The following is a 22,350-nucleotide window of genomic DNA, read 5'->3' on the forward strand; positions in this document are numbered from 1 at the left end:
TTTGTCGCGCTAGGCTCCTTCATGAGTGGAATGGAGTTGCCATGAACGCACCGGCCCCTGAAGTGACCGAACATGCCAACCGCCGCAGTGGCGGCCGCCTGGGGCGCAAGGCGCTGCGCGGAGCCCCCGTAACGTCGTTCCCGACCCTGGTCCGCCAGATCCCCGTCTACCAGATGGTCCCCGATGAGGCGGTCGAGCTGATCCACGAGGAGTCGCTCCTGATCCTCGAAGAGGTGGGATGCGAATTCCGCGACGACGAGGCTATCGCGCTGTGGAAGGCGGCGGGCGCGGATGTCTCGGAAACTCGTGTGCGGATCGACCGGGCCCTGCTGATGGAGCTGGTATCGAAGGTCCCGTCGGAGTTCACGCTCAATGCGAGGAATCCGCAGCGTACGGTGCGGGTGGGCGGCAACAATACCATCTTCGTGCCGATGTATGGCGCGCCTTATGTTCGCGATCTCGACAACAACAGGCGCTACGGCACGCTGGCCGACCTCAACAATTTCCACAAGCTCGCCTACATGGCGCCGGCGCTGCATTCATCGAGTTCGGTCATTTGCGAGCCGATGGAAATCGCGGTACCGAAGCGTCACCTCCACATCATCCATTCCGCGCTTAAGCATTCCGACAAGCCGTTCATGGGCATCGTCACGTCCAAGGAGCGGGCGGAAGACACGATGGCGATGGCAGGCATCGTGTTCGGCGAGGATTACGTCCGCGACAATCCGGTCCTGGTGTCGATCACCAACTGCAATTCGCCGCTGGTGTGGGACGCCACCATGCTGGACGCGATGAAGGTCTATGCGCGAAGCAACCAGCCGCTGATCCTCGCACCCTTCGCACTGTGCGGCGCCTCGACTTCGGCGTCCGCCGTGGGCGCGGTTGCGCAGGTCAATGCGGAAGCGCTGGCGGGCGTCGCCTTCACGCAACTGCTGCGCCCAGGGTCGCCGCAGATCTACGGGCAGTTCATGGTCACGGTGGACATGAAGACCGGCGCTCCGATGGGCGGCACGCCCGAGGCGGCGCAGATGATGTATCTGATGGGAGCCTTGGCGCGGAAATACCGGCTGCCGTGGCGCACGTCCGGCTTTCATGTCGGGTCGAAGCTCAACGACGCCCAGGCGGGTTACGAGGCGAACATGCTGATGCATGCCGCCATCCTCGCCGGCGCCAACTACATCTGGCACTCCGCGGGATGGCTCGAGGCCGGCCTGACCTGCGGCTATTCGAAATTCGCCACCGACTGCGAACAGCTCATCGGCTGGTACAAATATGCCGGCGGTCTGCCGTTCGACGATTTCAAGGAAGCCATGGCGGCCATCCGCGAGGTGGGACCGCAGGGCCATTTCCTCGGCACCCAGCATACGCTCGAACATTTCGAATCCGCCTTCTTCATGCCCTCGATCATGGACTTCAATTCGTTCGAACAGTGGAAGGCGGAAGGGGCGAAGGACCACGACACGCGCGGCCGCGAGAAGGCGCGCAACATGCTGGCGGATTACGAGGAGCCGAAGCTCGATGAAGGCATCGCCGATGGCCTGATGGATTTCATCGCGCGGCGCGAGGAGAGGCTGCCGGACAGCGTCAGTTGACGCGAAGAACCAAGATCAAGGGAACCAGACGGGAGGAAAAAATGGCATTCTTCAGAAGCAGTGGCGATCGCGTGCCGAGCGCTATCGAGGCAATGGCGGTCGAAGCACGCGCGGGTCGTGTCGACCGGCGCGAGTTCCTGGCGCTGGCAAGCGCCTTCGGCGCATCGACGGCGCTTGCCTATGGCATGATCGGTCTTGCCGTGCCGGATCGGGCCTTGGCCGAAGAGCCGAAGAAAGGCGGAACGCTGCGCGTCTCGATGTCGGTGAAGGGACAGAAGGATCCGCGCACTTACGACTGGGTGGAACTGGCGAACATTTCGCGTTGCTGGCTGGAGCCGCTTGTCCGCTATACCAGGCAGTTCACCTTCGAGCCGGTTCTGCTCGAAAGCTGGGATATCAATGACGACGCCACCGAATATGTGCTGCATGTGCGCAAGGGCATCACATGGAACAACGGCGATGCCTTCAACGCCGATGACGTCGCTCACAATCTGACGCGCTGGTGCGAGAAGAATGTCGCCGGCAATTCCATGGCCGCCCGTGTCGGCGCGCTGATCGACACAAAGACCGGCAAGGCCAGGGATGGTGCGATCACCAAGGTCGACGACAACACGGTCAAGCTGAAGCTAAGCGAACCAGACATTTCACTGATCCCGAATTTCACCGACTATCCGGCGCTCGTCGTCCATCGCAGCTTCGATGCCGATGGTGCCGATCCGATCAAGAAGCCGATCGGCACGGGACCGTTCGAACTGGTCTCCTACGATGTCGGCCAGAAGGCGGTCGTCAAGCGTCGTGAGAATGGCAAATGGTGGGGTGGTGAAGCGCCGCTCGACAGCGTCGAGTTCATCGACTACGGCACCGATTTCAACGCCACCGTTAACGCGTTCGAATCGGGTGAGATCGACCTCAATTTCGAGTCGCCCGCCGACTTCATCGACATTCTCGACAAGATGGATCTGGTGAAATCGGAGGTGGCGACGGCGACGACGCTGGTTGCGCGCACCAACATTACCCACAAGCCCTATGACGACAAGCGGGTGCGCAACGCCCTGCAAATGGCCGTCGACAACAATGCGGTCCTCCAACTTGGTTACGCCGGGCGAGGCACCCCTGGTGAAAACCACCACGTTGCCCCGATCCATCCGGAATACTATCCGCTGCCCAAGAAGACACGCGACGCCGCCGGCGCCAAGAAGCTGATGGCGGAAGCCGGACAGGCTGACTTCGAGCATGAGCTGATCACCATCGAGGACGATTGGCAGAAGAATACCGGCGACGCCATTGCCGGCCAGCTGCGCGATGCCGGGATCAAGGTGAAGCGCACGGTGCTGCCGGGTTCGACCTTCTGGAACGACTGGACGAAATATCCCTATTCGATGACGATCTGGTACATGCGCCCGCTTGGCGTCCAGGTGCTGGCGCTCGGCTATCGCACCGGCGAGGCCTGGAATGAATCGGCATATTCCAACCCCGATTTCGACGCCAAGCTCAAGCAGGCGCTATCGCTCATCGACGTGGAGAAACGACGCGAGGTCATGAAGGATGTCGAGCAGATCCTGCAGGATTCGGGCGTCATTATTCAGCCGTTCTGGCAGAAGCTCTACAGCCACCAGAACAAGAAGGTGAAGAACTATGGTGTCCACCAGACATTCGAGATGGACCTTCAGAACGTCTGGCTGGACGGCTGAAACAAGGCGCTGCAGGACTTCATGAGCCGCAAAAAAGCCGATATGCAGGATACGTGGTATTGATAGGCTCAAGCCATCAAAAGCCGGAGATTCTGCATGAGACTGACAGTGCTCGTTGCCGCCCTTTCGATAGCCCTGCCGGCCGCCGCCGTCGCCGGACCGGCGTCCGATGCGGTGAAGTTCTTCTATGTCCCGGCGGTCAAGTTCGAGGCCGACGAACAATATCGGGACCGGTTCACCGAACCGGTGACGAAACTGTTCGAGTTGAACGACCAGGCAACGAAGAAGAACCCGGACCAGGTCGCCTGCATCGATTTCGATCCTGGTCTCGACGCCCAGGATTTCGATCAGAAAACCGTCTCGAAAACGCTGAAACTGTCTGAGAAGCTGGATGGCGATAACGCACAGGTCACGGTATCCTTCAGCCTGTTCTCCGAGGGCGATGATTCCAAACGTGAAATGCTCTGGTCGCTCAAGAAGATCGACGGCAAGTGGAAGATATCGGACATCGCTTCCAAGACCAGCGACTGGACGCTCAGTGCGCTGGAATGCATGGCCGGCCAGACGCCGGAGTGAAGCGATGGCCCATCGCCGGTTGCTGGCCCTGTCGGGTGTGTGTCTGCTGGCGGCTCTGAGCGGCGCCGCCGCGCAAGGCCTGTTGGGTGCGCCGCCGGCTGACGCCGCGCCGGGCGACAGCGGGGCTCCGCCCGCAAATGCACCCGGAACCGGAGTGGAACCGGCAACGCCGCCTGTTGGATGGTCGCCAGCCGAAGCCGCGCCGGCCGCACCGATCCAGCCGGGCTCGCCGACCGCTGTGGTGCGGCCGTTTTACGATCAGGTCGGGCTGGAGATCGATCCAGCCGAGCGAAGCCATTTCATCGACCCGGCCAAAACCGTGCTCGACAAGAGCGACGCCTTGCGCAAATCCGGGCAGGGCGAGTGCCTCGACCCCAACATGGCGCTCGATAATGCCGATTACGACAAGGCCGAGATCGACAAGAGCCTGAAGACGCTCGAGGCGATCAACGGCGACCAGGCCAAGGTCATCGTCGCCTTCGTCATATCGGGCAACCCGCACCGGCTGGAATGGAAATTCAAGAGGGTCGACGGCGACTGGAAGATATCGGACCTGCTGTCGGTGACCGGCGAATGGGCACTCAGCCAATATCAGTGCGAATGATGGGCGAGCTCAACCCCGCCCGCGATAGGGCGCCACCCCGGTGTCGGGCAGCCAGGCGCCTTCGGGCGGAGCGCCCGTTTGCCAGAACACATCGATCGGAATGCCGCCGCGTGGATACCAATAGCCGCCTATGCGCAACCACAGCGGCTTGGTTGCCGCCACGATGCGGCGGCCGATCATGACGGTGCAGTCTTCATGGAAGGCGCCATGGTTGCGAAACGAGGTCATGAACAGCTTGAGCGACTTCGATTCCACCAGAGCCGCATCGGGTGCGTAGTCGATGACGATATGGGCGAAGTCCGGCTGGCCGGTGACGGGGCACAGCGAGGTGAATTCCGGACAGGTGAAGCGCACGATCGCCGGCGGTCCGTCACCACGCGAAAACGGTACGGTCTCCAGGACCGCTGCTTCGGGGCTTTGTGGCGTCTCGACGTGCGCGCCGAGCTGGGTGAGAGTTTTGGTGTCGATCATGGGCGCAATCCTTGTCGCATGCGCCCGGAGTGCGTGCGGGACGACATGCTTGAAAACGAATTTTGCCGCTCATTAGCACAATTTGAAACCGCAGGAAGACGATGACCAGCAACGATCCGCTTCTCCAGCCCTACCAGCTCAAACATTTGACGCTGAAGAACCGGGTCATGTCGACCAGCCATGAGCCGGCCTATTCCGAGGACGGCATGCCGAAACAGCGCTACCGGCTCTACCATGCAGAGAAGGCCAAGGGCGGCATGGCGCTGACCATGACCGCCGGCTCGGCGATCGTCTCGCGCGACAGCCCGGCCGCCTTCGGCAATCTGCATGTCTATGACGACAGGATCGTGCCGTGGCTGGCCGAGCTCGCCGACGCCTGCCACGAGCACGACTGCAAGGTGATGATCCAGATCACCCATCTCGGCCGCCGTACCGGCTGGAACAAGGCCGACTGGCTGCCGGTGCTCTCGGCCTCGCCGGTGCGTGAGCCGGCGCATCGCGCATTCCCGAAGACGATCGAGGACTGGGACATCGAGCGCATCGTCGCCGACTATGCTTCAGCCGCCCAGCGCTGCGAGGCCGCCGGCCTCGACGGCATCGAGTTCGAATCCTACGGCCATCTGATGGACGGCTTCTGGTCGCCGGCCACCAATCATCGCGACGACGAATTCGGCGGCTCGCTGGACAATCGCCTGCGCTTCACCAACATGGTGCTCGATGCCGTGCGGGCAGCTGTCGGCGACAAATTCGTCGTCGGCATCCGCATGGTCGCCGACGAAGATTTCGAAAAAGGCCTGTCGAAGGCGGAGGGGATCGAAATCGCCAGGCGGCTGGCGGGCTCCGGCAAGGTCGATTTCCTCAACATCATTCGTGGCTCGATCGAGAGCGATGCGGCGCTGACCAAGGTCATCCCGGTAACCGGCATGCGCTCTTCGCCGCATCTTGATTTCGCCGGAGAGGTGAGGGCGGCGACGAAATTCCCGACCTTCCACGCGGCGCGCATATCCGACGTGGCCACCGCACGCCACGCCATCGCCACCGGCAAGCTCGACATGGTCGGCATGACCCGCGCCCATATCGCCGATCCGCACATCATCAAAAAGGTGATGGAGGGGCGCGAGCATGAGATCCGCCCGTGCGTGGGCGCCACCTATTGTCTCGACCGCATCTATGAGGGCGGCGAAGCGCTTTGCGTCCACAATGCCGCGACCGGCCGCGAGGCCGAAATCCCGCATATCATCGTCAAGACCGAAGGACCGAAGCAGAAAATCGTGGTCGTCGGAGCCGGCGCCGGCGGGCTGGAGGTTGCGCGGGTCGCGGCCGAGCGCGGCCACAAGGTGATGGTGCTTGAAGCATCGAGCCAGGCCGGCGGCCAGGTGCGATTGGCGACGCAGAACCCGCGCCGCAAGGAACTGATCGGTATCATCGACTGGCGGCTGGCTGAACTCGACCGGCTCGGCGTCGAGATCCGCTACGACACTTGGGCGGAAAAAGACGATGTCCTGGCGCTGTCGCCCGATGTGGTGGTGGTCGCTACCGGCGGCCTGCCGCAGAACCCGCCGCTGACGGCCGGCGACAACCTTGTCACCTCGAGTTGGGACATCATGGCCAGCAGCGTCAAGCCGGCCGAAAATGTGCTGCTCTATGACGACAATGGCGGCCATCAGGGCATGGGCGCCGCCGAACTGATCGCCAATGCCGGCTCGAAACTCGAGCTTGTATCGCCGGAGCGTTTCTTTGCCCCGGAAATGGGCGGCATGAACCATGTGCCCTATATCAGGGCCTTTCAGGAAAAGGGCGTCACCATCACCATCAACACGCGGCTGCGTTCGGTGCGGCGCGAGGGCAATCAACTGATCGCAGAGCTGGCTTCGGATTTCGCCGATGGCTGGCGCGGCGAGCGCAGGGTCGACCAGGTGGTGGTCGAGCACGGTACGCTGCCGCTCGATGATCTCTACCTATCGCTAAAGCCTCTGTCGAAGAATGGCGGTGCGGTCGACTACGAACGGCTGGTGAGTGGTGGCGACATCTTTCCCAAGCGCAATCCAGAAGGCGGCTTCGTGCTGTTCCGCATCGGCGACGCGGTCGCCTCGCGCAACATCCACGCCGCCATCTATGACGGCATCAGGTTCGGCTTGCGTATCTGAAATTAGCTATTGCGAGGATCGGTGGCGCGCGGTCGGACCTGCGTACGAGAGCCCGTATACTTCGGTCTGGCCGCGCGCCCGCACGTCATTGGCTCGTCGCCAGACAACGTACGATTCTGTGAGCTTGTGCTGCGTGGGCGGCGCTCAAAACATTCTGGCCGTGGCCATGCACAGCACGGTCAGCACCAGCAGCCCCCCTGCGATGCGCTCGCCTCTTGTCATCTTCGCGCGCAACTGGCTTTCCGTTGCCGCATCGGCACCGGCAAGCTGCCTGCTGGCTGAGCCCACCAGCGCGCCTTGCACGCCGGCGGCGATCAGGGCCGTCACGATGCCCAGCGCCAGCACCTTCTCCATCGAGCCGAAAACGCCCTCGTGAAAGAAATACCAGAGCAGTATGCCGGTCAGGAAAACCAGACCGGCAGCGCCCATTTGCGGCCGGAAGAACCGTTCCGCCCGGATGTCCGGGTCACGGCCGACCGCGATCGTCGTACCCGCCCAGAATACACCTGCCATGACATGAAGGCCGATAACGACGATGTAGACATATTGCATAACCGGATTTCCTCTTTAGCCCGCCATCTCTCGGTAATTAGATATCAAATGGTTAGATGTCAATGTATAAGTCGCGCCAGTTCCATCCGTGCATGACACCGTCTAGTGTCCTGCAATGACACCCTTCGAACGCCCGCCAGTCGGCATGAATCTCGGACGAACCGCCAAGCTGGTTGCCCAGGCCTTCGACGCTGCCCTGGTCGAGGCCGGTGGCACGCTGCCGGTCTGGCTCACTCTGCTGTCGGTCAAGTCGAGCAAGCTTGCCAATCAGCGTGAACTCGCCGGCATGATCGGCATCCAAGGCGCGACGTTGACCCACCATCTCAACGCGATGGAGGCGCAGGGCCTGCTGACGCGCCGCCGTGATCCCGTCAACCGCCGGGTTCATCTGGTCGAACTGACCGCGGCCGGAGAAGCGATGTTCGAGACATTGCGTAAGGCTGCGCTTTCCTTTGACAAGCGGCTGCGGGTCGGACTGTCCGACGAGCGGCTGGCGGAGTTCGCGCAGGTGCTGGCCGTGTTGCGGGCGAATGTGGGATGATCTTGGGGGGATCGACAGGCCTTGTTTGATCCGAGTTGCTCTGCTATATGACCACTCTAGTCATTTTGGAGCAAGCTATGCGCGAGATTCAGTTGAAGGATGCCAAGGCAACACTTTCAGCGGTGGTCGATCAAGCCGTCGCCGGGACGCCTGCCGTCATCACCCGTCACGGGCGCAAGCAGGCTGTCATTCTGTCTTTCGAAGACTATGAAAGGCTTTCGCGCGTGCCAAGTTTTGGACAATTGTTGGCGGCCTTCCCTGGTGACCTTGGCGATATTCCGCCTCGTTCCCGCAAACTGGCTCGCAAGGTCGCGTTGTAACGCGGTCGATGTTTCTGCTGGATACCAATATCATCTCGGCAATGGCGCCGTCCAAGAAAGCGGATCGGCATGCATTGGCGACTTGGCTCGACCAGGCGAGCAACCATCTGTTCCTGTCCGTTGTCACCGCATCCGAAGTTGCCGCTGGAATAGCGAAGGCCGAACGTGAGGGTGCGACAACAAAGGCGAACTCGCTGCGCGGCTGGTGGCAAGCGGTTCAGCACCTTTATGGAGAAAGAGTGCTTCCCTTCGATTTGCGCGCCGCGCATGCTGCCGGACTAATCCTGGATCGGGCGAGGGCGCACCGGCCTGGATTTGAAGACATAGCGATCGCTGCCACTGCCGAGGTTCATGGTTTAACGATACTGACGGACAACGAGCGTCATTTCGCGCCACTTGGTGTGCCAATGCTCAATCCGCTGAAGAGCTTGCCGTCTTTGCCGGCTCAGTCGTCGTAGCCCTGGATTGTCCCAAAAGTGTAATGGCGCAGCTTCAGAGCGGTGATCAGGTTTGTCAGCTTCGTCTTGCCGTCGAACGCGTTCTGGAACATCTCGTCATGCATCAGCAGGATCAGCTTGCCGGATCGACGCTCTGCACCGGCTCGCCGTTGTCCTTGTGCACCCATTCATGGTCCCAGCCGTAGAGATAGAAGCCTGAGGCCGCGACAAACTCGTAATCGGGCTCTTCACGCCCCTCCTGGGCGAGGCCAAGCGAAGTGTCGTTCTTCGACATGGAGGGCAGCCTGAACACGTCGCGCCCCGGCAGTCTTGCATGCACCAGGGGCTTCAACCCGAGCACCGCGTTTGCCCGTACCATGTCGGCGACGACACCCTCGGTGTCGCCGTAAAAATGCCGGTAGTGATTGTAAGCATGGCTGTAGCTGTGGTTGCCGAGCGTCACCAAAGGAAGCTGCCTGGCACGCTGGACGAGCGCTCTGTTGGCGGCGCTAGCCTGTGCGTGCATGCCGACCATGAATAGGGTTGCAGGAACCTGCTCGGCTTCCAGCACATCGAGGATGTTGCTTGTGCCGTTCAGCGGCCCATCGTCGAAGGTAAGATAGATTATGCGATCGGCCCCTTGGGCGGGAACCGCAAAAATCAAAAGCGCCGCCAGCACAAACCGAAACGGTGTCATCGGCCCCGATATCCGGTTGCGATCACGACAAGGCCGCCATGTCCACAACGGCTTGTCAAGGCGAGCCGGTGCATGTCGCCCAAAAGTGCGCAGCGGTTTTGGGATAACGACATGCACAAACAAAAAGGCAAACCTATGCCAGGCTTCCTTGCAGCACCGTCAGCTTGGCCTTCTTGGGCATGCGGGCGGTCAGCCATTCCAGCGCCTTGTCGTGCGGCATCGGGAAGGCGATGGAGTAGCCCTGCACCTGGTCGCAGCCGATCGCCATCAGCGAATTGAGCTCGGCCTCGGTTTCGGCGCCCTCTGCGACGATCGAGATGCCAAGGCCACGCGCCAGCTCGGTGATGGCGCGGACGATCTTCGAGTTGTCGCCATTCTCATGGATGTTCTGGACGAAGCGGCGATCGATCTTCAGCCGGTCGATCTCGTTCGGGTTGACATGGCTGAGCGAAGCATAGCCGGTGCCGAAATCATCGAGTTCAAGATGGACGCCGGCTGCCCGGATGTGCCGCAGCTTGGCCGCGATGCCCGTCTTTTCGTCATCGAGGATGACGGATTCGACGATTTCCAGCGACAGTTTCTGCGGCGGCAGCCCGGCCTTTTCCAGCGTCTCGAACAAAAACACATCGAAGTCGTGCTCGCGCAGCTCGGTGCCGGAAACATTGACGGCAAGCCGTCCGAAGGCAATGCCGGCGCGATTCCATTCGGCGGCCTCGTTGATCGCCTTGGTGATGACGATGCGGCCGATCTCGGGCATGAAGCCGCATTTCTCGGCGACCGGAATGAACTCGCCGGGCGGGATCATGCCGCGCTCCGCATGGTTCCAGCGCACCAGCGCCTCGATGCCGCTGATCGTGCCGTTGGTCAGCGATACCTGCGGCTGGAAATAGACCTGGAACGCCCGCTCGGCGATGGCGACCTTGATGTCGTGCTCGAGCTGCTTGCGATAGTCGAGTTCGCGGCGCAGCTCCTCGGAGAAGAAGGAGAAGTTGCCGCCACCAAGCTTCTTGGCGGAGTAAAGCGCCAGATCGGCATGGACCAGCAAATCCCCAGCATTGTCGGCGTCGATCGGATAGACCGCGATGCCGGCGCTGGCGCCTGGGAGAATGGTCGTGCCCTGGAAGACGATCGGCTCGTTGATGTGTGCCAGGATGCGCCGCGCCAGCATATTGATGTCTTCGGTGCCGCCGGCGCCGCCGAGGATCATGACGAACTCGTCGCCGCCCAGGCGCACGCACAGATCCGACGCCCGGCAGGAATCGCGCATGCGCTGTGCCGTGACGACCAGCACATAGTCGCCGGCGGCGTGGCCGAGCGTATCGTTGATCTGCTTGAATCGGTCGAGATCGAGCTGGACGACGGCAAGGCGTTCGCGACGCCGGTGCGTGCCCTTGATCAGCGTGTCGAAATGATCGGTCAGGAACGTGCGGTTGTGCAGGCCGGTGAGGCCGTCATGCACCGCGATGAAGGCCATGGAATTGCGCGCGTCGATCAATTCATTCGTCTTGCGCAGGATGGCGTTCGACATCGGCCTAAAGATGAACAGCGCCACCAGTATGATGACGCCGATTGTGGCGTAGAACAGCGTGCGATGGAGAGCGAGCAGCTTCTCGGAGCGGTCGTCGGCGTCGGCAGTGATGCGCTGGCCGAGCGCGGCATAGCCCGACAAGGTCGCATTGGCGACAGAGGCGTCGAGATTGACGCGCTCGCCGCCGCCCTTGTAACCGCCATTGCCGCTGAATTGCGATTCATAGGCCGAGATCAGGCGGTCGCCATTGGCGATCAGCCCGACCGAGAAATAGTCGAGGTGGAAGGGCTTGGCGAAAAGGACGCTTTCGATCGACTTCGGGTCGAGCTTGGCCGGCGATTGCGGATCGGCTCCCGTCTGATCGAGCAGCAGGTCGTAGTTCGTCTCGAACTCCGCCGTTGCCTGCTTGAGCGCGCTGACCAGCGCCGGCTGCTTGTCGCGTGAACCGGCACCCGTTGCACCGGCAAGGAAGACGATGCGCTGCGACAGCGTCTTTTGCGTGCTGACGATGTCGAGCAAGTTGTGATTGTGCTGTTGGGTGGCCATCATCTGCTGCAGCAGGATGAAGGAGGCGATCACCATGGCCGCAATGATCAGCAGGGCCAGCCAATAGCCAGCCTTGATCAGCAGTATGAGCTTGCCTGAAACGGTTTGCACCGGCTGCTGCGACATTTTCGGGGGCGGCCCTCTCGCCTACGGATTCTTGCCAAAAGATTCTTGTATGAGCACCATTGAACTGCAAACGTTAACAGGACCGGAAATCGACGGCTGCCCGGAAAGGGGCAGCTGTCGAAAGATCGCGAAATGGTTATCGGCTCGTTTAGCGCCGTACCGGCATTTGAGCGGTCATCGGCCAGAACCGTTTGTCGCGGCGTCGTTTCCGCGGCTGCATGATGATCGACATCGGGGCCGCATCGTGCTGCCTGCCACCGATCCGGTCGTTTTTGCGATGGATTTTTCGCGCGGACGAGACGACAGTCAGCCCACATCAAACGAGGCCGACCATGACCGCAGCATTCCTCTCCCACATCGACAGCGAGCTCGCGGGGCTCAAATCGGCAGGCCTCTACAAGTCGGAGCGGTTGATCACTTCGACGCAGTCGGCCGAGATCGAGGTCGGCGGCGACAAGGTGCTGAATTTCTGTGCCAACAACTATCTCGGCCTCGCCGATAGCGCCGATTTGCGCAATGCTGCCAAGCAGGCGCTCGACCGCTATGGCTACGGCATGGCATCGGTGCGCTTTATCTGCGGCACGCAGGAAGAGCACAAGCAGCTCGAATCCACGATTTCCTCTTTCCTCGGCATGGAAGACACCATCCTCTACGGCTCCTGTTTCGATGCCAATGGCGGCCTGTTCGAGACGCTGCTGGGCGAGGAAGACGCCATTATCTCGGATGCCTTGAATCATGCCTCGATCATCGATGGCGTGAGGCTGTCTAAGGCCAAACGTTTCCGCTACGCCAACAACGATATGGCCGATCTCGAGGCGCGCCTGAAGGAGGCGAAAGACTGCCGCTTCCGGTTGATCGCCACCGACGGCGTGTTTTCGATGGATGGCATCATCGCCAATCTCAGGGGTGTCTGCGACCTCGCCGAGAAATACGACGCCATGGTGATGGTCGACGACAGCCATGCCGTCGGCTTCGTCGGCCAGAACGGCCGCGGCTCGGCCGAACATTGCGGCGTCGAGGGCAGGGTCGACATCGTCACCGGCACGCTCGGCAAGGCGCTTGGCGGGGCCTCCGGTGGCTACACCTCGGGCAAAGGCCAGGTGGTCGACTGGCTGCGCCAGCGCTCACGGCCGTATCTGTTCTCCAACACGCTGATGCCGGCGATCGCCGGCGCTTCGATCAAAGTGTTCGAACTGATCAAAGACGGCGATGGGCTGCGCGACAAACTCTACGACAATGCGGCGCGCTTCCGGTCGCAGATGGGCAAACTCGGCTTCACGCTGGCCGGAGCCGATCATCCGATCATCCCGGTGATGCTGGGTGATGCCAGCCTGGCGCAGGAGATGGCGGCGCGCATGCTGAAGCGCGGCATCTATGTCATCGGCTTCTCCTTCCCGGTGGTGCCGAAAGGGCAGGCCCGCATCCGCACGCAGATGTCGGCGGCCCATTCCAGCGCCGATATCGACCGCGCGGTGGAAGCGTTTGCCGCCGTCGGGCGCGAACTCGGGGTCATTTCCTGAAAGGCCGGAATCGAAAAGCGCTTCCGGATCAAGAGATTCAAGGGACAAAAGCATGTCGAACATGATGAAGGCGCTGGTGAAGGCCAAGGCCGAGCCAGGCATCTGGATGGAAGAGGTGCCGGTGCCGGAGATCGGCCCCAACGACGTGCTGATCAAGATCAAGAAGACGGCGATCTGCGGCACCGACGTGCATATCTACAATTGGGACCAGTGGGCGCAGAAGACGGTGCCGGTGCCGATGGTCACCGGCCATGAATTCGTCGGCACCGTTGCCGATTTCGGCGCTGCGGTCACCGAATACAAGGTTGGCAAGCGCGTGTCGGGCGAAGGCCACATCGTCTGCGGCCATTGCCGCAACTGCCGGGCGGGCAGGGGGCATCTGTGCCGCAACACGCTCGGCGTCGGGGTCAACCGTCCGGGCGCTTTCGGCGAGTATCTGGCGATCCCGCAGCACAATGTCGTGCCGATCCCCGATGATGTGCCCGACGAGATCGCCGCCATCTTCGATCCCCTGGGCAATGCCGTTCACACCGCATTGTCCTTTGATCTGGTCGGCGAGGATGTGCTGGTGACCGGCGCCGGGCCGATCGGCATCATGGGCGCGCTCGTCGCGCAATGCGTCGGCGCGCGCAAAGTGGTCATCACCGACATCAACCCGGTGCGGCTGGCGCTGGCCAAGAAACTCGGCGTCCAGCATGTCGTCGACGCCTCGAAGGAAAAGCTGCGCGACGTCATGCCGGCGCTTGGCATGACCGAGGGGTTCGACGTCGGCCTCGAAATGTCGGGCGCCGCCCCCGCTTTCCGCGACATGATCGACACCATGAACAATGGCGGCAAGATCGCCATTCTGGGCATCGCGCCGACCGGCTTCGAGATCGACTGGAACAAGGTCATCTTCAAGATGCTGCATCTCAAGGGCATCTACGGCCGCGAGATGTTCGAAACCTGGTACAAGATGATCGCGCTTGTGCAGGGCCCGCTGGATGTCTCCGGCCTGATCACGCACCGCATCGGCATCGACGATTTCCAAGCCGGCTTCGATGCGATGCGCAGCGGCAGTTCCGGCAAGGTGGTGATGGACTGGTAGATGCCGCCCTACCGCAGAATTCTGTTTTTCATCAGCCATTTCACGGAGCGGGGCCACGCGTGGTTCGCACCCATGCGAAGATCGGTAAACCCCTCCGAAACATGTCTCCCGGTTTCGGCGTCAAGGATGCGAATGAACATAGTATGTTCTGTTCGGTTGACGCGCGTTACGACGCCAAGCAAGGCAAGCGACGCGCCGTGCTCCTTGGCAATCGGGCCTTCACAACCAGCGCAGTTGCGCAATCCGTGCGGCGCAGCAGCCTGTGTATCCCTCGCCGGCACATCAATTACTGTAAAACCCCCAGACTGGGAGAGCATGTCCCTCGCAACTTGTGCCGATTCCGACAGATAGCGCCTGTCATATTCATCCGGGGGAATTATTCCCGCCCCGGCGCTCTTATCCTCCAATTCGAAAGGGAACACTTCGATCGACATCGGCTTTGTCTGCTGGGCCTGCGCAAATGTGCAGGTGCCTACAAGCAGCGTCACCAGGACACTTAATGTGCGAATGCTCATCGTAGTCCTCCCGTCGGTGTGATGGGCATTATACGCGGCCTGACAACGCAAATCACGATCAAATCGAAGGCAATGCTATGCTTTGGCTGTGGTGGGAGCTCCCACGCAGTCTCGCTCGAACTCTGTCGTTCAGAGTGATTGGCTTGATCTTGGACTAGCTCGGGACCAGACTGGTCTCCAATGCAGCCAGTCCGCTGGTGATCGCCGCGCGCTCTTCAGCACTTAGTCTTGCCAGCAAATCCCGTTCGAACGCCTTCGCCAGCGGCACCATCTCGCGATAGGCGGCAAGCCCCGTTCCGGTCAGCGTCAAATGTTCGATACGGCGGTCTTTTTCGTCCGGTTTTCGCGTCAGCCAGCGACGCCGTTCGAGTTCGGCGACAGCGCGCGAAACCTTTGTCTTGTGCATGGCCGACTGTTCGCCCAGCGCCGTCGCCGTCATCGTGCCACGCTGTCCGAGCCCGGCCAGCGTGCGCCATTCGGGACGCGTGAGGCCGTGACGATCCTTGTATATCCTCGAGAATTCCCGGCTGACGGCCTCGGCAAGCCGGTGCAGCCGGTAGGGCAGGAAATTTTCCAGATTGAGAATTTCAGGCGCGTCGGACGCTTCGCTCTTGATCACCATTTTTCAAAGTCGCCATTGATGGTTACATTTTCAATGGTTACAAATGAAACCAGTTTGGTCAATTGATATCCATTTCGGGAGGAAGCAATGGCCTTTTCCTATATGCCGGGCTTCGGCAACGACTTCGAAACCGAGACGCTGCCCGGTTCGCTGCCGCAAGGACGGAATTCCCCGCAGCGGCCGGCCTACGGCCTCTACGCCGAGCAGCTTTCGGGCTCGCCCTTCACCGCGCCGCGCGGCACCAATGAGCGCTCCTGGCTCTACCGCATCCGGCCAAGTGTGAAGCACACCGGCCGCTTCAAGCCGGCGAGCTATCCCTTGTGGAAGAGCGCGCCCAATGTCGGTGATCACGAACTGGCGCTTGGCCAGTACCGCTGGAATCCGGTGCCGATGCCGAAGGAGCCGACCGATTTTATCAAGGGCATGCGCAGCATCACCACATCAGGCGACGTGCTCGGTCAGGCGGGCATGGCAGCGCATGTCTATGTCGCCAACACCTCGATGGTCGACGACCATTTCTTCAACGCCGACGGTGAATTGCTGGTCGTGCCGCAGGTCGGCGCCTTGCGCTTGGTCACCGAGATGGGCGTCATAGAGCTTCGGCCCGGCGAGATTGCCGTGCTGCCACGCGGTCTGGTCTTCAAGGTCGAGCTGGGCGACAAGGAAGTGCGCGGCTATGTCTGCGAGAACTACGGCGCCAAGCTGACGCTGCCCGACCGTGGCCCGATCGGCGCCAATTGCCTGGCCAATCCGCGCGATTTCAAGACGCCTTGCGCCTGGTTCGAGGAGAAGGAAACGCCGTGCCGGCTGACGGTGAAATGGTGCGGCAATTTCCATGTCACCGAGATCGGCCATTCGCCGCTGGACGTCGTTGCCTGGCACGGCAATTACGCGCCCTACAAATATGATCTGGCGACTTTTTCGCCGGTCGGAGCGCTGCTGTTCGACCATCCCGACCCGTCCATCTTCACGGTGCTGACCGCACCGAGCGGCGAGGAGGGCACGGCCAATATCGACTTCGTCATCTTCCCGCCGCGCTGGCTGGTGGCCGAAGATACCTTCCGGCCGCCCTGGTACCACCGCAACATCATGAGCGAGTTCATGGGCCTGATCCATGGCCAGTACGACGCCAAGGAAGAAGGCTTTGTGCCCGGCGGCATCAGCCTGCACAATCTGATGCTGGCCCATGGGCCGGATGCGCCTGGCTTCGAAAAGGCCTCGCGCGCGGACCTGAAACCGGTCAAGCTCGACAACACCATGGCGTTCATGTTCGAGACCCGATACCCGCAGATGCTGACCCGCTACGGCGCGGAACTCGAAACCCGGCAGGACAACTACATCGATTGCTGGGCGGACCTCAAGAAGCGTTTCAACGGCACGCCCGAGGGCGACTGGTCTTGAGCACCGAGCCAATGCCGGATCGGTTGGTGCTTTTGGGCTCGAAGGGTGGCCCGGCATTGCGGCCGGGTGGTCCATGGCCGAGCTCGTCGGTGCTGCGGATGGGCGGCCGCTGCATCGTCGTCGATTGCGGCCTTGGCGTCACGCGGGGTCTCGTCGATGCCGGCATCAGCCTGAAATCGCTCGACCTGATCTTCATCACCCATCTGCATTCCGATCACGTGCTGGAACTGGGGCCGCTGATCCACACCGCCTGGACGGCGGGTCTGGCGGCGCCGGTCCACGTGTTCGGTCCGCCCGGCACGGATCATTATTGGCAGCGCTTTTGCCAGGCGATGGACTTCGACATCGAAATCCGCGTCGTCGACGAGGGCCGGCCGGATATTCGAGACCTGGTTTCGATCGTCGAATTCGGCGAAGGCCAGGTGCTCGAGCAGGGCGGCTTGACGGTTTCGGCGCTGCGCGTCGAGCATCCGCCGGTGACCGACTGTTTTGCCCTGCGCTTCGAACACGGCGGGAAAAGCGTGGTGTTCTCCGCTGACACGGCCTTCTTTCCGCCGCTCGCCGAATTCGCCCGGAGTGCGGATATCCTCGTCCATGAAGCCATGCTGGAGGAAGGCATCGAGCGGCTGGTGGCCAGGACCGGCAATGGCGCGCGGCTGAAAGAGCATCTGCTTGCCAGCCACAGCTTTGCCGAAGAGGCCGGCAGCATCGCCAGCGATGCCGGGGTGAAGAGACTGGTGCTCAATCACCTCATTCCAGCCGACGATCCCGGGATCGGCGAGGCCGACTGGACTGACGCTGTCAGGAAAACATGGGCCGGCGACTTGACGATCGCCCGCGACGGCCTTGTTGTGGAGTTAAGCAGCGAGAAAGCTGCACAAGGAGAGGAAACTGCATGAAGCTTGCCACATTGAAGGACGGGACGCGCGACGGAAAACTCGTCGTCGTCTCGCGCGACTTGACACGCTTCACCGACGCCTCGTTCCTGGTGCGCACGCTGCAGGCGGCGCTCGACGACTGGCGCCGCATCGCCCCGCATCTCGCGACAATAGCGGAATCGCTTGAGAACAATGCGGTGCCGGCGGAGCGCTTCCACGAGCATGACGCCCACTCGCCGCTGCCGCGCGCCTATCAATGGACCGACGGCTCGGCTTACGTGAATCATGTCGAACTGGTGCGCAAAGCGCGCGGCGCCGAGATGCCGGCAAGCTTCTGGACCGACCCGCTGATCTACCAGGGCGGCTCGGACGCCTTCATTCCGCCACGTGACCCGATCCGCATGGCTGACGAAGGCTTCGGCATCGACATGGAGGGCGAGGTCGCCGTCATTGTCGACGACGTGCCGATGGGCGCCACTCTCGAAGAAGCGCGCGCTGCGATCCGGCTGGTCATGCTGGTCAATGACGTCACGCTGCGCGCGCTCACCGGACCGGAACTGGCGAAGGGGTTTGGTTTTTTCCAGTCAAAGCCGTCCTCGGCGTTTTCGCCGGTCGCGGTGACGCCGGACGAACTGGGTGACGCCTGGGACGGCGGCAAGGTCAGCCTGCCGCTGCTTGCCGATCTCAACGGCAAGCCGTTCGGCCGCGCCAATGCCGGTGTCGACATGACCTTCGACTTTCCGGCGCTGATCGTTCACGCGGCAAGGACACGGCCATTAGCCGCCGGCACGATCATCGGTTCCGGCACCGTCTCCAACAAGCTCGACGGCGGGCCGGGCAAGCCTGTCTCGGCCGGCGGCGCCGGCTATTCCTGCATCGCCGAATTGCGCATGATCGAGACCATTGTGTCAGGCGAACCCAAAACGCCGTTCCTGCGCTTCGGCGACACGGTGCGCATCGAGATGAAGAACAAGACCGGGCATTCGATATTCGGCGCCATCGAGCAGAAGGTCGAGAAATACGAGAGGTAAGGGCATGACCGGGGTCTATCTGCTGGCCGGTGTCTGGGCACTCGCTATACTGGCGGTCTTCATCCAGGCGATCCGGCTGAGTTACCGCATCGAGGCGCGCTCGCCTGACCTGACCAACCGCGGCGGCTTTCCGCGCAAGGCGATGATGTTCCACACCATCACCAACATGAAAGTCGCGCGGGATGAGGAGACGCAAGCCATGCGTCGGCGCATGAACGGGCTGCTGCTGATCGTTCTTGCCGGATTCGCGATCATGGGGGCAGGCTTGCATCTGGTGCGGGCAGGGGGATGATCTCGTGAACCTGCTCGACCATCTGCGCCGTATGGCCGGCAACAATCTGTGGTCGAACGACCGGCTCTACCGCGCGGTGCTGTCCCTCCAGCCCGGTGAGTTCGAGGCCGAACGCACCAGCTTCTTTCCGTCGATCAAGGCAACGCTCAACCACATCCTTGCGGTCGATCTTCTCTATCTCGATTTTCTCGAAGAGGGTGGTCTCGGTGCTGCCGCCCATGACGACTTCGTGCCCCTCGACGAGCCGGCGGCGTTGTTTGCCGCGCAGGTCGCAGCCGACCGGCGGCTGATCGCCTTTTGCGATAGGCTGTCGGCCGACGATCTCGATCGCCGCGTCATCACCGACCGGCGCGAGGACGGCATGATCCCCGAGCGCATCGGCGATATCCTCGCCCATGTCTTTCTGCACGACATCCATCACCGCGGCCAGGTGCACGCAATGCTTTCGGGCACGTCGGTCAAGCCGCCGCAATTGGACGAGTTCTTGCTCGATTATGATTTGAAGCTGAGACAAGTGGAGGTTGAGCGGCTGGGTTTGTGAGACCAATTGCTTGGCCGATCATGCCACAGCGACACCGTAACGGGCGAAATGCGGGTCGGATGTCAAGATGGTCAGGTTCTCTACTTGCGCCTGCGCGATCAGCAGTCTGTCGAATGGATCACCATGATGGTGGGGTAGGCTGCTGACGGCGTTCGCATGCTGCAAAGTGACGGCAAGTGGCTGAAATTGCATTCTGGGAAGCAGCGTTGGCAGATCGTCCGGCGCGTTGAGTTTTCCGATTGAGCGTTTGATGGCAATTTCCCAGACGCTTGCCGCGCTCGCGAACACCACCGCTTCCGAAGCCAAGATAGCGCGGTGGTGCTGGCTGAGACGTGGATCGTCTGAAATCGACCACAGGATGATATGCGTGTCGGCGAGAAACGGGCCGACCGTCATTTCACGTACTCGTCCCATTCGGGACCGAGTTCATCAAAATCGTCCGCAATCCAAATCTTGCCCTTCAAGGCGCCAATACGCGGCAGTGGTTCGGCCGCTGCCGGCGGTACGATGCGCGCGGCCACCTTGCCGTGGCGTGTGAGAACGATCTCCTCGCCGGCTTCCGCGCGGCTGACGAGTTCCGACAATTTGGCCTTGGCCTCGGCGATGGAAACATTCATAGCGCGATCCTTATGACCATAATTTAGGTCATAATTGGTCGCGCCGCAAGAAGCCCGGTTCGAATCTACTACTCCGCAGCCTGAACCTTGATCACCCCGCGCTTGATCTGGTCCTGCTCGATGGATTCGAACAGCGCGCGGAAGTTGCCCTCGCCAAAACCTTCGTCGCCCTTGCGCTGGATGAACTCGAAAAAGATCGGGCCGATCACGGTCTTCGAAAAGATCTGCAGCAGGATCTTGGTCGTGCCGCCGTCGACGACGCCTTCGCCGTCGATCAGGATACCGTGCTTCTTCATCCGCTCGATCGGTTCGTCATGGCCATTCACGCGGTCATACGACATGTCGTAGTAGGTCTCCGGAGGGCCGGGCATGAACTTCAGGCCGTTCTCGGCCAACCTGTCGGTGGCGGCGTAGATCTCGTCGGTGCCGACAGCGATGTGCTGGATGCCCTCGCCATTGTACTTCTTCAGGTATTCGGCGATCTGGCTGGTCTCGTCCTTGGACTCGTTGAGCGGAATGCGGATCTTGCCGCAGGGCGAGGTGATGGCGCGGCTGACCAGGCCGGTGATCTTGCCGTCGATGTCGAAGAAATGGATCTGCTTGAAGCCGAACAGATTGCGGTAGAAATCCCACCATGTGTCCATCTGGCCGCGGTAGACATTGTGGGTCAGGTGATCGAGATAGTAGAAGCCGACGCCTTGCGGCCGCGGGTCGCGCTCGCCCAGCCACTCGAACTCGGCATCATACGCCGAACCCTTCTTGCCATAGGTCTCGATGAAATAGAGCAGCGAGCCGCCAATGCCGACGATTGCCGGCACGTCGAGCGCCTTGTCGGCGCCTTCGTAAGGCGTGGCGCCCTTGGCAACGGCGTGATCGAAAGCGTGCTTGGCATCGACAACCCGCCAGGCCATCGAGGCAGCACAAGGCCCATGCCTGTCGACGAACTTCATCGCGTGCGAGCCAGGCTCGGCATTGACGACATAGTTGATGTCGCCCTGGCGCCAGACCGTGATGTCCTTGGTGCGGTGCTTGGCCACCGCGACATAGCCCATGCGGCTGAACAATTCGGGGAGCTTCCGCGGCTCCGTATGCGCGAATTCGACAAACTCGAAGCCGTCGGTGCCGGCCGGGTTGTCCTTGCTGATCTTGGCGGGCGGGGCGTCGTGCGGGAAGGGACCCATCATATTCCTCCGAAAGCTGGCCTGGCCTGAAAAGGCCATTTGACACGATCATAACGCGGAGGAGGCGCACGGTGCTTGCATTCAAACGCTTGAAATGATGATGTCATGCGTGAAGCGTGCATGATAAGAGAAAAAGCCATGGATGAGACGCGGATTGATCAGTTCGACCGCAAGATAATGGCGCTTTTGCAGGGCGATGCGCGGCTGACCAACAACGATCTTTCGGAGCGGGTGAACCTGTCGGCGTCGCAATGCTCGCGCCGCCGCCAGCGGCTCGAGGAGGATGGCTTTATCAAGGGCTATCGGGCGGTGCTCGACCGCGACAAACTCGGTTTTTCGCTGGTCAACGTCATCTCGGTCACACTCGCCACGCACAATCACGACAATGCGCGGCGCTTCGGTGAACTGGTGGCGCGGCTGCCCGAGGTGCAGGAAGCGCACGCGCTGACCGGCGAGATGGATTATATATTGAAAGTGGTGACGCCCGATTTGAAGTCGCTGTCGGAATTCGTCAACGGCGTGCTCTTGCCGCACGAATCCGTGCAGCATGTGAAGACGGCGATCGTGCTGGAAACGCTGAAGGAGACGGGTGCGTTACCGATTTAGGCAGAACGGATTTCAGTTGATACGTCGGAGGGGCAGCACCCCCCTCTGTCCTGCCGGACATCTCCCCCGCAAGGGGGGAGATTGGATGTCGCGAATCCCTTCGCCAATCGCCAACGTTGCAGGAAGAGCTTTGGCGGCGAAGCTGCCGATCTCCCCCCTGTTTGGACCGGAGACATCGCGAACAGGTGTGCGAGGACATCGCGAACAGTTTTGTCACTTATCGTCTGCAGA

The 22,350-nt window shown here is 61.4% G+C and carries 25 protein-coding genes; 16 read left to right on the forward strand and 9 right to left on the reverse strand.

Annotated features, from left to right (window positions below):
- The first annotated feature begins 41 nt into the window (after positions 1 to 41).
- The 4 genes from NKH97_RS25475 to NKH97_RS25490 all read left to right on the forward strand — a co-directional run bounded on the left by NKH97_RS25475 (position 42) and on the right by NKH97_RS25490 (position 4,463).
- Positions 42 to 1,592: a trimethylamine methyltransferase family protein gene (locus NKH97_RS25475; RefSeq protein WP_013532332.1), complete on the forward strand. Its 1,551-nt coding sequence runs from the start codon at positions 42 to 44 to the stop codon at positions 1,590 to 1,592.
- A 41-nt stretch (positions 1,593 to 1,633) separates the two neighbouring features.
- Positions 1,634 to 3,283: an ABC transporter substrate-binding protein gene (locus NKH97_RS25480; protein ID WP_023813570.1), complete on the forward strand. Its 1,650-nt coding sequence runs from the start codon at positions 1,634 to 1,636 to the stop codon at positions 3,281 to 3,283.
- A 96-nt stretch (positions 3,284 to 3,379) separates the two neighbouring features.
- Complete coding sequence (locus NKH97_RS25485) at positions 3,380 to 3,859, forward strand: DUF3828 domain-containing protein (protein ID WP_023813571.1); 480 nt, start codon at positions 3,380 to 3,382, stop codon at positions 3,857 to 3,859.
- Positions 3,860 to 3,863: 4 nt separating this feature from the next.
- Complete coding sequence (locus tag NKH97_RS25490) at positions 3,864 to 4,463, forward strand: hypothetical protein (RefSeq protein WP_023813572.1); 600 nt, start codon at positions 3,864 to 3,866, stop codon at positions 4,461 to 4,463.
- A gap of 9 nt (positions 4,464 to 4,472) precedes the next feature.
- Here the strand turns inward: NKH97_RS25490 and queF are convergent, their stop codons facing one another.
- A complete protein-coding gene (gene queF, locus NKH97_RS25495; RefSeq protein ID WP_010915503.1) occupies positions 4,473 to 4,934 on the reverse strand; it encodes a preQ(1) synthase in 462 nt (153 codons plus the stop codon).
- Positions 4,935 to 5,035: 101 nt separating this feature from the next.
- Here queF and NKH97_RS25500 point away from each other — a divergent pair, with 101 nt between their 5' ends.
- Positions 5,036 to 7,081 (forward strand): NADH:flavin oxidoreductase, encoded by a 2,046-nt coding sequence (locus tag NKH97_RS25500; protein WP_023813573.1) that lies wholly within the window; start codon positions 5,036 to 5,038, stop codon positions 7,079 to 7,081.
- Positions 7,082 to 7,225: 144 nt separating this feature from the next.
- Here NKH97_RS25500 and NKH97_RS25505 read toward each other — a convergent pair whose 3' ends face one another.
- Positions 7,226 to 7,633 carry a hypothetical protein gene (locus NKH97_RS25505; protein ID WP_127258021.1) on the reverse strand — a complete coding sequence of 136 codons (408 nt, stop codon included), beginning with the start codon at positions 7,631 to 7,633 and terminating at the stop codon, positions 7,226 to 7,228.
- Between the two features lie 115 nt (positions 7,634 to 7,748).
- On the opposite strand from NKH97_RS25505, the gene NKH97_RS25510 reads away from it, so the two are divergent.
- The 3 genes from NKH97_RS25510 (at position 7,749) to NKH97_RS25520 (ending at position 8,952) form a co-directional block, all read left to right on the forward strand.
- Entirely contained in the window at positions 7,749 to 8,174 is a 426-nt protein-coding gene (locus tag NKH97_RS25510) for a MarR family winged helix-turn-helix transcriptional regulator (RefSeq protein ID WP_128305073.1), read from the forward strand.
- Positions 8,175 to 8,251: 77 nt separating this feature from the next.
- Entirely contained in the window at positions 8,252 to 8,494 is a 243-nt protein-coding gene (locus NKH97_RS25515) for a type II toxin-antitoxin system Phd/YefM family antitoxin (protein WP_352799041.1), read from the forward strand.
- An 8-nt stretch (positions 8,495 to 8,502) separates the two neighbouring features.
- The gene (locus tag NKH97_RS25520; RefSeq protein ID WP_023813577.1) at positions 8,503 to 8,952 is read left to right on the forward strand and encodes a type II toxin-antitoxin system VapC family toxin; all 450 of its coding nucleotides are present in this window, start codon (positions 8,503 to 8,505) and stop codon (positions 8,950 to 8,952) included.
- Between the two features lie 112 nt (positions 8,953 to 9,064).
- Here NKH97_RS25520 and NKH97_RS25525 read toward each other — a convergent pair whose 3' ends face one another.
- Both NKH97_RS25525 and NKH97_RS25530 read right to left on the reverse strand, forming a co-directional pair.
- Complete coding sequence (locus tag NKH97_RS25525) at positions 9,065 to 9,628, reverse strand: polysaccharide deacetylase family protein (protein ID WP_352799042.1); 564 nt, start codon at positions 9,626 to 9,628, stop codon at positions 9,065 to 9,067.
- A 133-nt stretch (positions 9,629 to 9,761) separates the two neighbouring features.
- Positions 9,762 to 11,828 carry a putative bifunctional diguanylate cyclase/phosphodiesterase gene (locus tag NKH97_RS25530; protein WP_352611656.1) on the reverse strand — a complete coding sequence of 689 codons (2,067 nt, stop codon included), beginning with the start codon at positions 11,826 to 11,828 and terminating at the stop codon, positions 9,762 to 9,764.
- Positions 11,829 to 12,160: 332 nt separating this feature from the next.
- Between NKH97_RS25530 and NKH97_RS25535 the strand changes: the two genes are divergently transcribed.
- Both NKH97_RS25535 and tdh read left to right on the forward strand, forming a co-directional pair.
- Positions 12,161 to 13,348: a glycine C-acetyltransferase gene (locus NKH97_RS25535; protein WP_352611657.1), complete on the forward strand. Its 1,188-nt coding sequence runs from the start codon at positions 12,161 to 12,163 to the stop codon at positions 13,346 to 13,348.
- Positions 13,349 to 13,400: 52 nt separating this feature from the next.
- Positions 13,401 to 14,435 carry an L-threonine 3-dehydrogenase gene (gene tdh, locus NKH97_RS25540; protein WP_352678558.1) on the forward strand — a complete coding sequence of 345 codons (1,035 nt, stop codon included), beginning with the start codon at positions 13,401 to 13,403 and terminating at the stop codon, positions 14,433 to 14,435.
- A gap of 8 nt (positions 14,436 to 14,443) precedes the next feature.
- On the opposite strand, the gene NKH97_RS25545 is transcribed toward tdh, so the two are convergent.
- Both NKH97_RS25545 and NKH97_RS25550 read right to left on the reverse strand, forming a co-directional pair.
- Positions 14,444 to 14,950: a DUF2380 domain-containing protein gene (locus NKH97_RS25545; RefSeq protein ID WP_352678555.1), complete on the reverse strand. Its 507-nt coding sequence runs from the start codon at positions 14,948 to 14,950 to the stop codon at positions 14,444 to 14,446.
- Positions 14,951 to 15,104: 154 nt separating this feature from the next.
- On the reverse strand, positions 15,105 to 15,572 hold the full coding sequence (locus NKH97_RS25550; RefSeq protein WP_352611658.1) for a MarR family winged helix-turn-helix transcriptional regulator: 468 nt from the start codon (positions 15,570 to 15,572) through the stop codon (positions 15,105 to 15,107).
- Between the two features lie 87 nt (positions 15,573 to 15,659).
- Here NKH97_RS25550 and hmgA point away from each other — a divergent pair, with 87 nt between their 5' ends.
- The 5 genes from hmgA to NKH97_RS25575 are packed head-to-tail and all read left to right on the forward strand — an operon-like array spanning position 15,660 to position 19,715.
- Positions 15,660 to 16,973, forward strand: a complete 1,314-nt coding sequence (hmgA, locus tag NKH97_RS25555; RefSeq protein ID WP_352611659.1) for a homogentisate 1,2-dioxygenase — start codon at positions 15,660 to 15,662, stop codon at positions 16,971 to 16,973.
- 11 nt (positions 16,974 to 16,984) lie between these two features.
- The gene (locus tag NKH97_RS25560) at positions 16,985 to 17,872 is read left to right on the forward strand and encodes an MBL fold metallo-hydrolase (protein WP_352775942.1); all 888 of its coding nucleotides are present in this window, start codon (positions 16,985 to 16,987) and stop codon (positions 17,870 to 17,872) included.
- Entirely contained in the window at positions 17,869 to 18,882 is a 1,014-nt protein-coding gene (locus NKH97_RS25565) for a fumarylacetoacetate hydrolase family protein (RefSeq protein WP_352775895.1), read from the forward strand. The genes NKH97_RS25560 and NKH97_RS25565 overlap by 4 nt, the downstream gene beginning before the upstream one ends.
- A gap of 4 nt (positions 18,883 to 18,886) precedes the next feature.
- Complete coding sequence (locus NKH97_RS25570) at positions 18,887 to 19,174, forward strand: hypothetical protein (protein WP_023813586.1); 288 nt, start codon at positions 18,887 to 18,889, stop codon at positions 19,172 to 19,174.
- Positions 19,175 to 19,178: 4 nt separating this feature from the next.
- Positions 19,179 to 19,715, forward strand: coding sequence for a DinB family protein (locus NKH97_RS25575; protein ID WP_023813587.1), 537 nt, complete (start codon positions 19,179 to 19,181; stop codon positions 19,713 to 19,715).
- Positions 19,716 to 19,733: 18 nt separating this feature from the next.
- Here the strand turns inward: NKH97_RS25575 and NKH97_RS25580 are convergent, their stop codons facing one another.
- From NKH97_RS25580 to hppD, 3 genes are all read right to left on the reverse strand, one after another.
- A complete protein-coding gene (locus NKH97_RS25580) occupies positions 19,734 to 20,111 on the reverse strand; it encodes a type II toxin-antitoxin system VapC family toxin (protein WP_023813588.1) in 378 nt (125 codons plus the stop codon).
- Positions 20,108 to 20,332 (reverse strand): type II toxin-antitoxin system Phd/YefM family antitoxin, encoded by a 225-nt coding sequence (locus NKH97_RS25585; protein ID WP_023813589.1) that lies wholly within the window; start codon positions 20,330 to 20,332, stop codon positions 20,108 to 20,110. Before NKH97_RS25585 ends, NKH97_RS25580 begins: the two co-directional genes overlap by 4 nt.
- A 68-nt stretch (positions 20,333 to 20,400) precedes the next feature.
- Complete coding sequence (hppD, locus tag NKH97_RS25590; RefSeq protein WP_023813590.1) at positions 20,401 to 21,513, reverse strand: 4-hydroxyphenylpyruvate dioxygenase; 1,113 nt, start codon at positions 21,511 to 21,513, stop codon at positions 20,401 to 20,403.
- 138 nt (positions 21,514 to 21,651) lie between these two features.
- Here hppD and NKH97_RS25595 point away from each other — a divergent pair, with 138 nt between their 5' ends.
- Complete coding sequence (locus NKH97_RS25595; protein ID WP_023813591.1) at positions 21,652 to 22,119, forward strand: Lrp/AsnC family transcriptional regulator; 468 nt, start codon at positions 21,652 to 21,654, stop codon at positions 22,117 to 22,119.
- Positions 22,120 to 22,350 lie beyond the last annotated feature (231 nt).

Origin of the sequence: Mesorhizobium sp. M0870, from assembly GCF_040319775.1 — a bacterium.
In the GTDB taxonomy this organism is placed as follows: domain Bacteria; phylum Pseudomonadota; class Alphaproteobacteria; order Rhizobiales; family Rhizobiaceae; genus Mesorhizobium.

Bases quoted from the DNA above. Each gene is read 5' to 3' on its own strand.
- NKH97_RS25595 (WP_023813591.1), top strand. From the start codon at position 21,652: ATGGATGAGACGCGGATTGATCAGTTCGACCGCAAGATAATGGCGCTT.
- NKH97_RS25520 (WP_023813577.1), top strand. From the start codon at position 8,503: ATGTTTCTGCTGGATACCAATATCATCTCGGCAATGGCGCCGTCCAAG.
- NKH97_RS25535 (WP_352611657.1), top strand. From the start codon at position 12,161: ATGACCGCAGCATTCCTCTCCCACATCGACAGCGAGCTCGCGGGGCTC.
- NKH97_RS25515 (WP_352799041.1), top strand. From the start codon at position 8,252: ATGCGCGAGATTCAGTTGAAGGATGCCAAGGCAACACTTTCAGCGGTG.
- NKH97_RS25570 (WP_023813586.1), top strand. From the start codon at position 18,887: ATGACCGGGGTCTATCTGCTGGCCGGTGTCTGGGCACTCGCTATACTG.
- NKH97_RS25475 (WP_013532332.1), top strand. From the start codon at position 42: ATGAACGCACCGGCCCCTGAAGTGACCGAACATGCCAACCGCCGCAGT.
- hppD (WP_023813590.1), bottom strand. From the start codon at position 21,513: ATGGGTCCCTTCCCGCACGACGCCCCGCCCGCCAAGATCAGCAAGGAC.
- NKH97_RS25585 (WP_023813589.1), bottom strand. From the start codon at position 20,332: ATGAATGTTTCCATCGCCGAGGCCAAGGCCAAATTGTCGGAACTCGTC.
- NKH97_RS25530 (WP_352611656.1), bottom strand. From the start codon at position 11,828: ATGTCGCAGCAGCCGGTGCAAACCGTTTCAGGCAAGCTCATACTGCTG.
- NKH97_RS25545 (WP_352678555.1), bottom strand. From the start codon at position 14,950: ATGAGCATTCGCACATTAAGTGTCCTGGTGACGCTGCTTGTAGGCACC.
- queF (WP_010915503.1), bottom strand. From the start codon at position 4,934: ATGATCGACACCAAAACTCTCACCCAGCTCGGCGCGCACGTCGAGACG.
- NKH97_RS25580 (WP_023813588.1), bottom strand. From the start codon at position 20,111: ATGACGGTCGGCCCGTTTCTCGCCGACACGCATATCATCCTGTGGTCG.
- NKH97_RS25485 (WP_023813571.1), top strand. From the start codon at position 3,380: ATGAGACTGACAGTGCTCGTTGCCGCCCTTTCGATAGCCCTGCCGGCC.
- NKH97_RS25505 (WP_127258021.1), bottom strand. From the start codon at position 7,633: ATGCAATATGTCTACATCGTCGTTATCGGCCTTCATGTCATGGCAGGT.
- tdh (WP_352678558.1), top strand. From the start codon at position 13,401: ATGTCGAACATGATGAAGGCGCTGGTGAAGGCCAAGGCCGAGCCAGGC.
- NKH97_RS25550 (WP_352611658.1), bottom strand. From the start codon at position 15,572: ATGGTGATCAAGAGCGAAGCGTCCGACGCGCCTGAAATTCTCAATCTG.
- NKH97_RS25480 (WP_023813570.1), top strand. From the start codon at position 1,634: ATGGCATTCTTCAGAAGCAGTGGCGATCGCGTGCCGAGCGCTATCGAG.
- NKH97_RS25525 (WP_352799042.1), bottom strand. From the start codon at position 9,628: ATGACACCGTTTCGGTTTGTGCTGGCGGCGCTTTTGATTTTTGCGGTT.
- NKH97_RS25510 (WP_128305073.1), top strand. From the start codon at position 7,749: ATGACACCCTTCGAACGCCCGCCAGTCGGCATGAATCTCGGACGAACC.
- NKH97_RS25565 (WP_352775895.1), top strand. From the start codon at position 17,869: ATGAAGCTTGCCACATTGAAGGACGGGACGCGCGACGGAAAACTCGTC.
- NKH97_RS25560 (WP_352775942.1), top strand. From the start codon at position 16,985: ATGCCGGATCGGTTGGTGCTTTTGGGCTCGAAGGGTGGCCCGGCATTG.
- NKH97_RS25500 (WP_023813573.1), top strand. From the start codon at position 5,036: ATGACCAGCAACGATCCGCTTCTCCAGCCCTACCAGCTCAAACATTTG.
- hmgA (WP_352611659.1), top strand. From the start codon at position 15,660: ATGGCCTTTTCCTATATGCCGGGCTTCGGCAACGACTTCGAAACCGAG.
- NKH97_RS25490 (WP_023813572.1), top strand. From the start codon at position 3,864: ATGGCCCATCGCCGGTTGCTGGCCCTGTCGGGTGTGTGTCTGCTGGCG.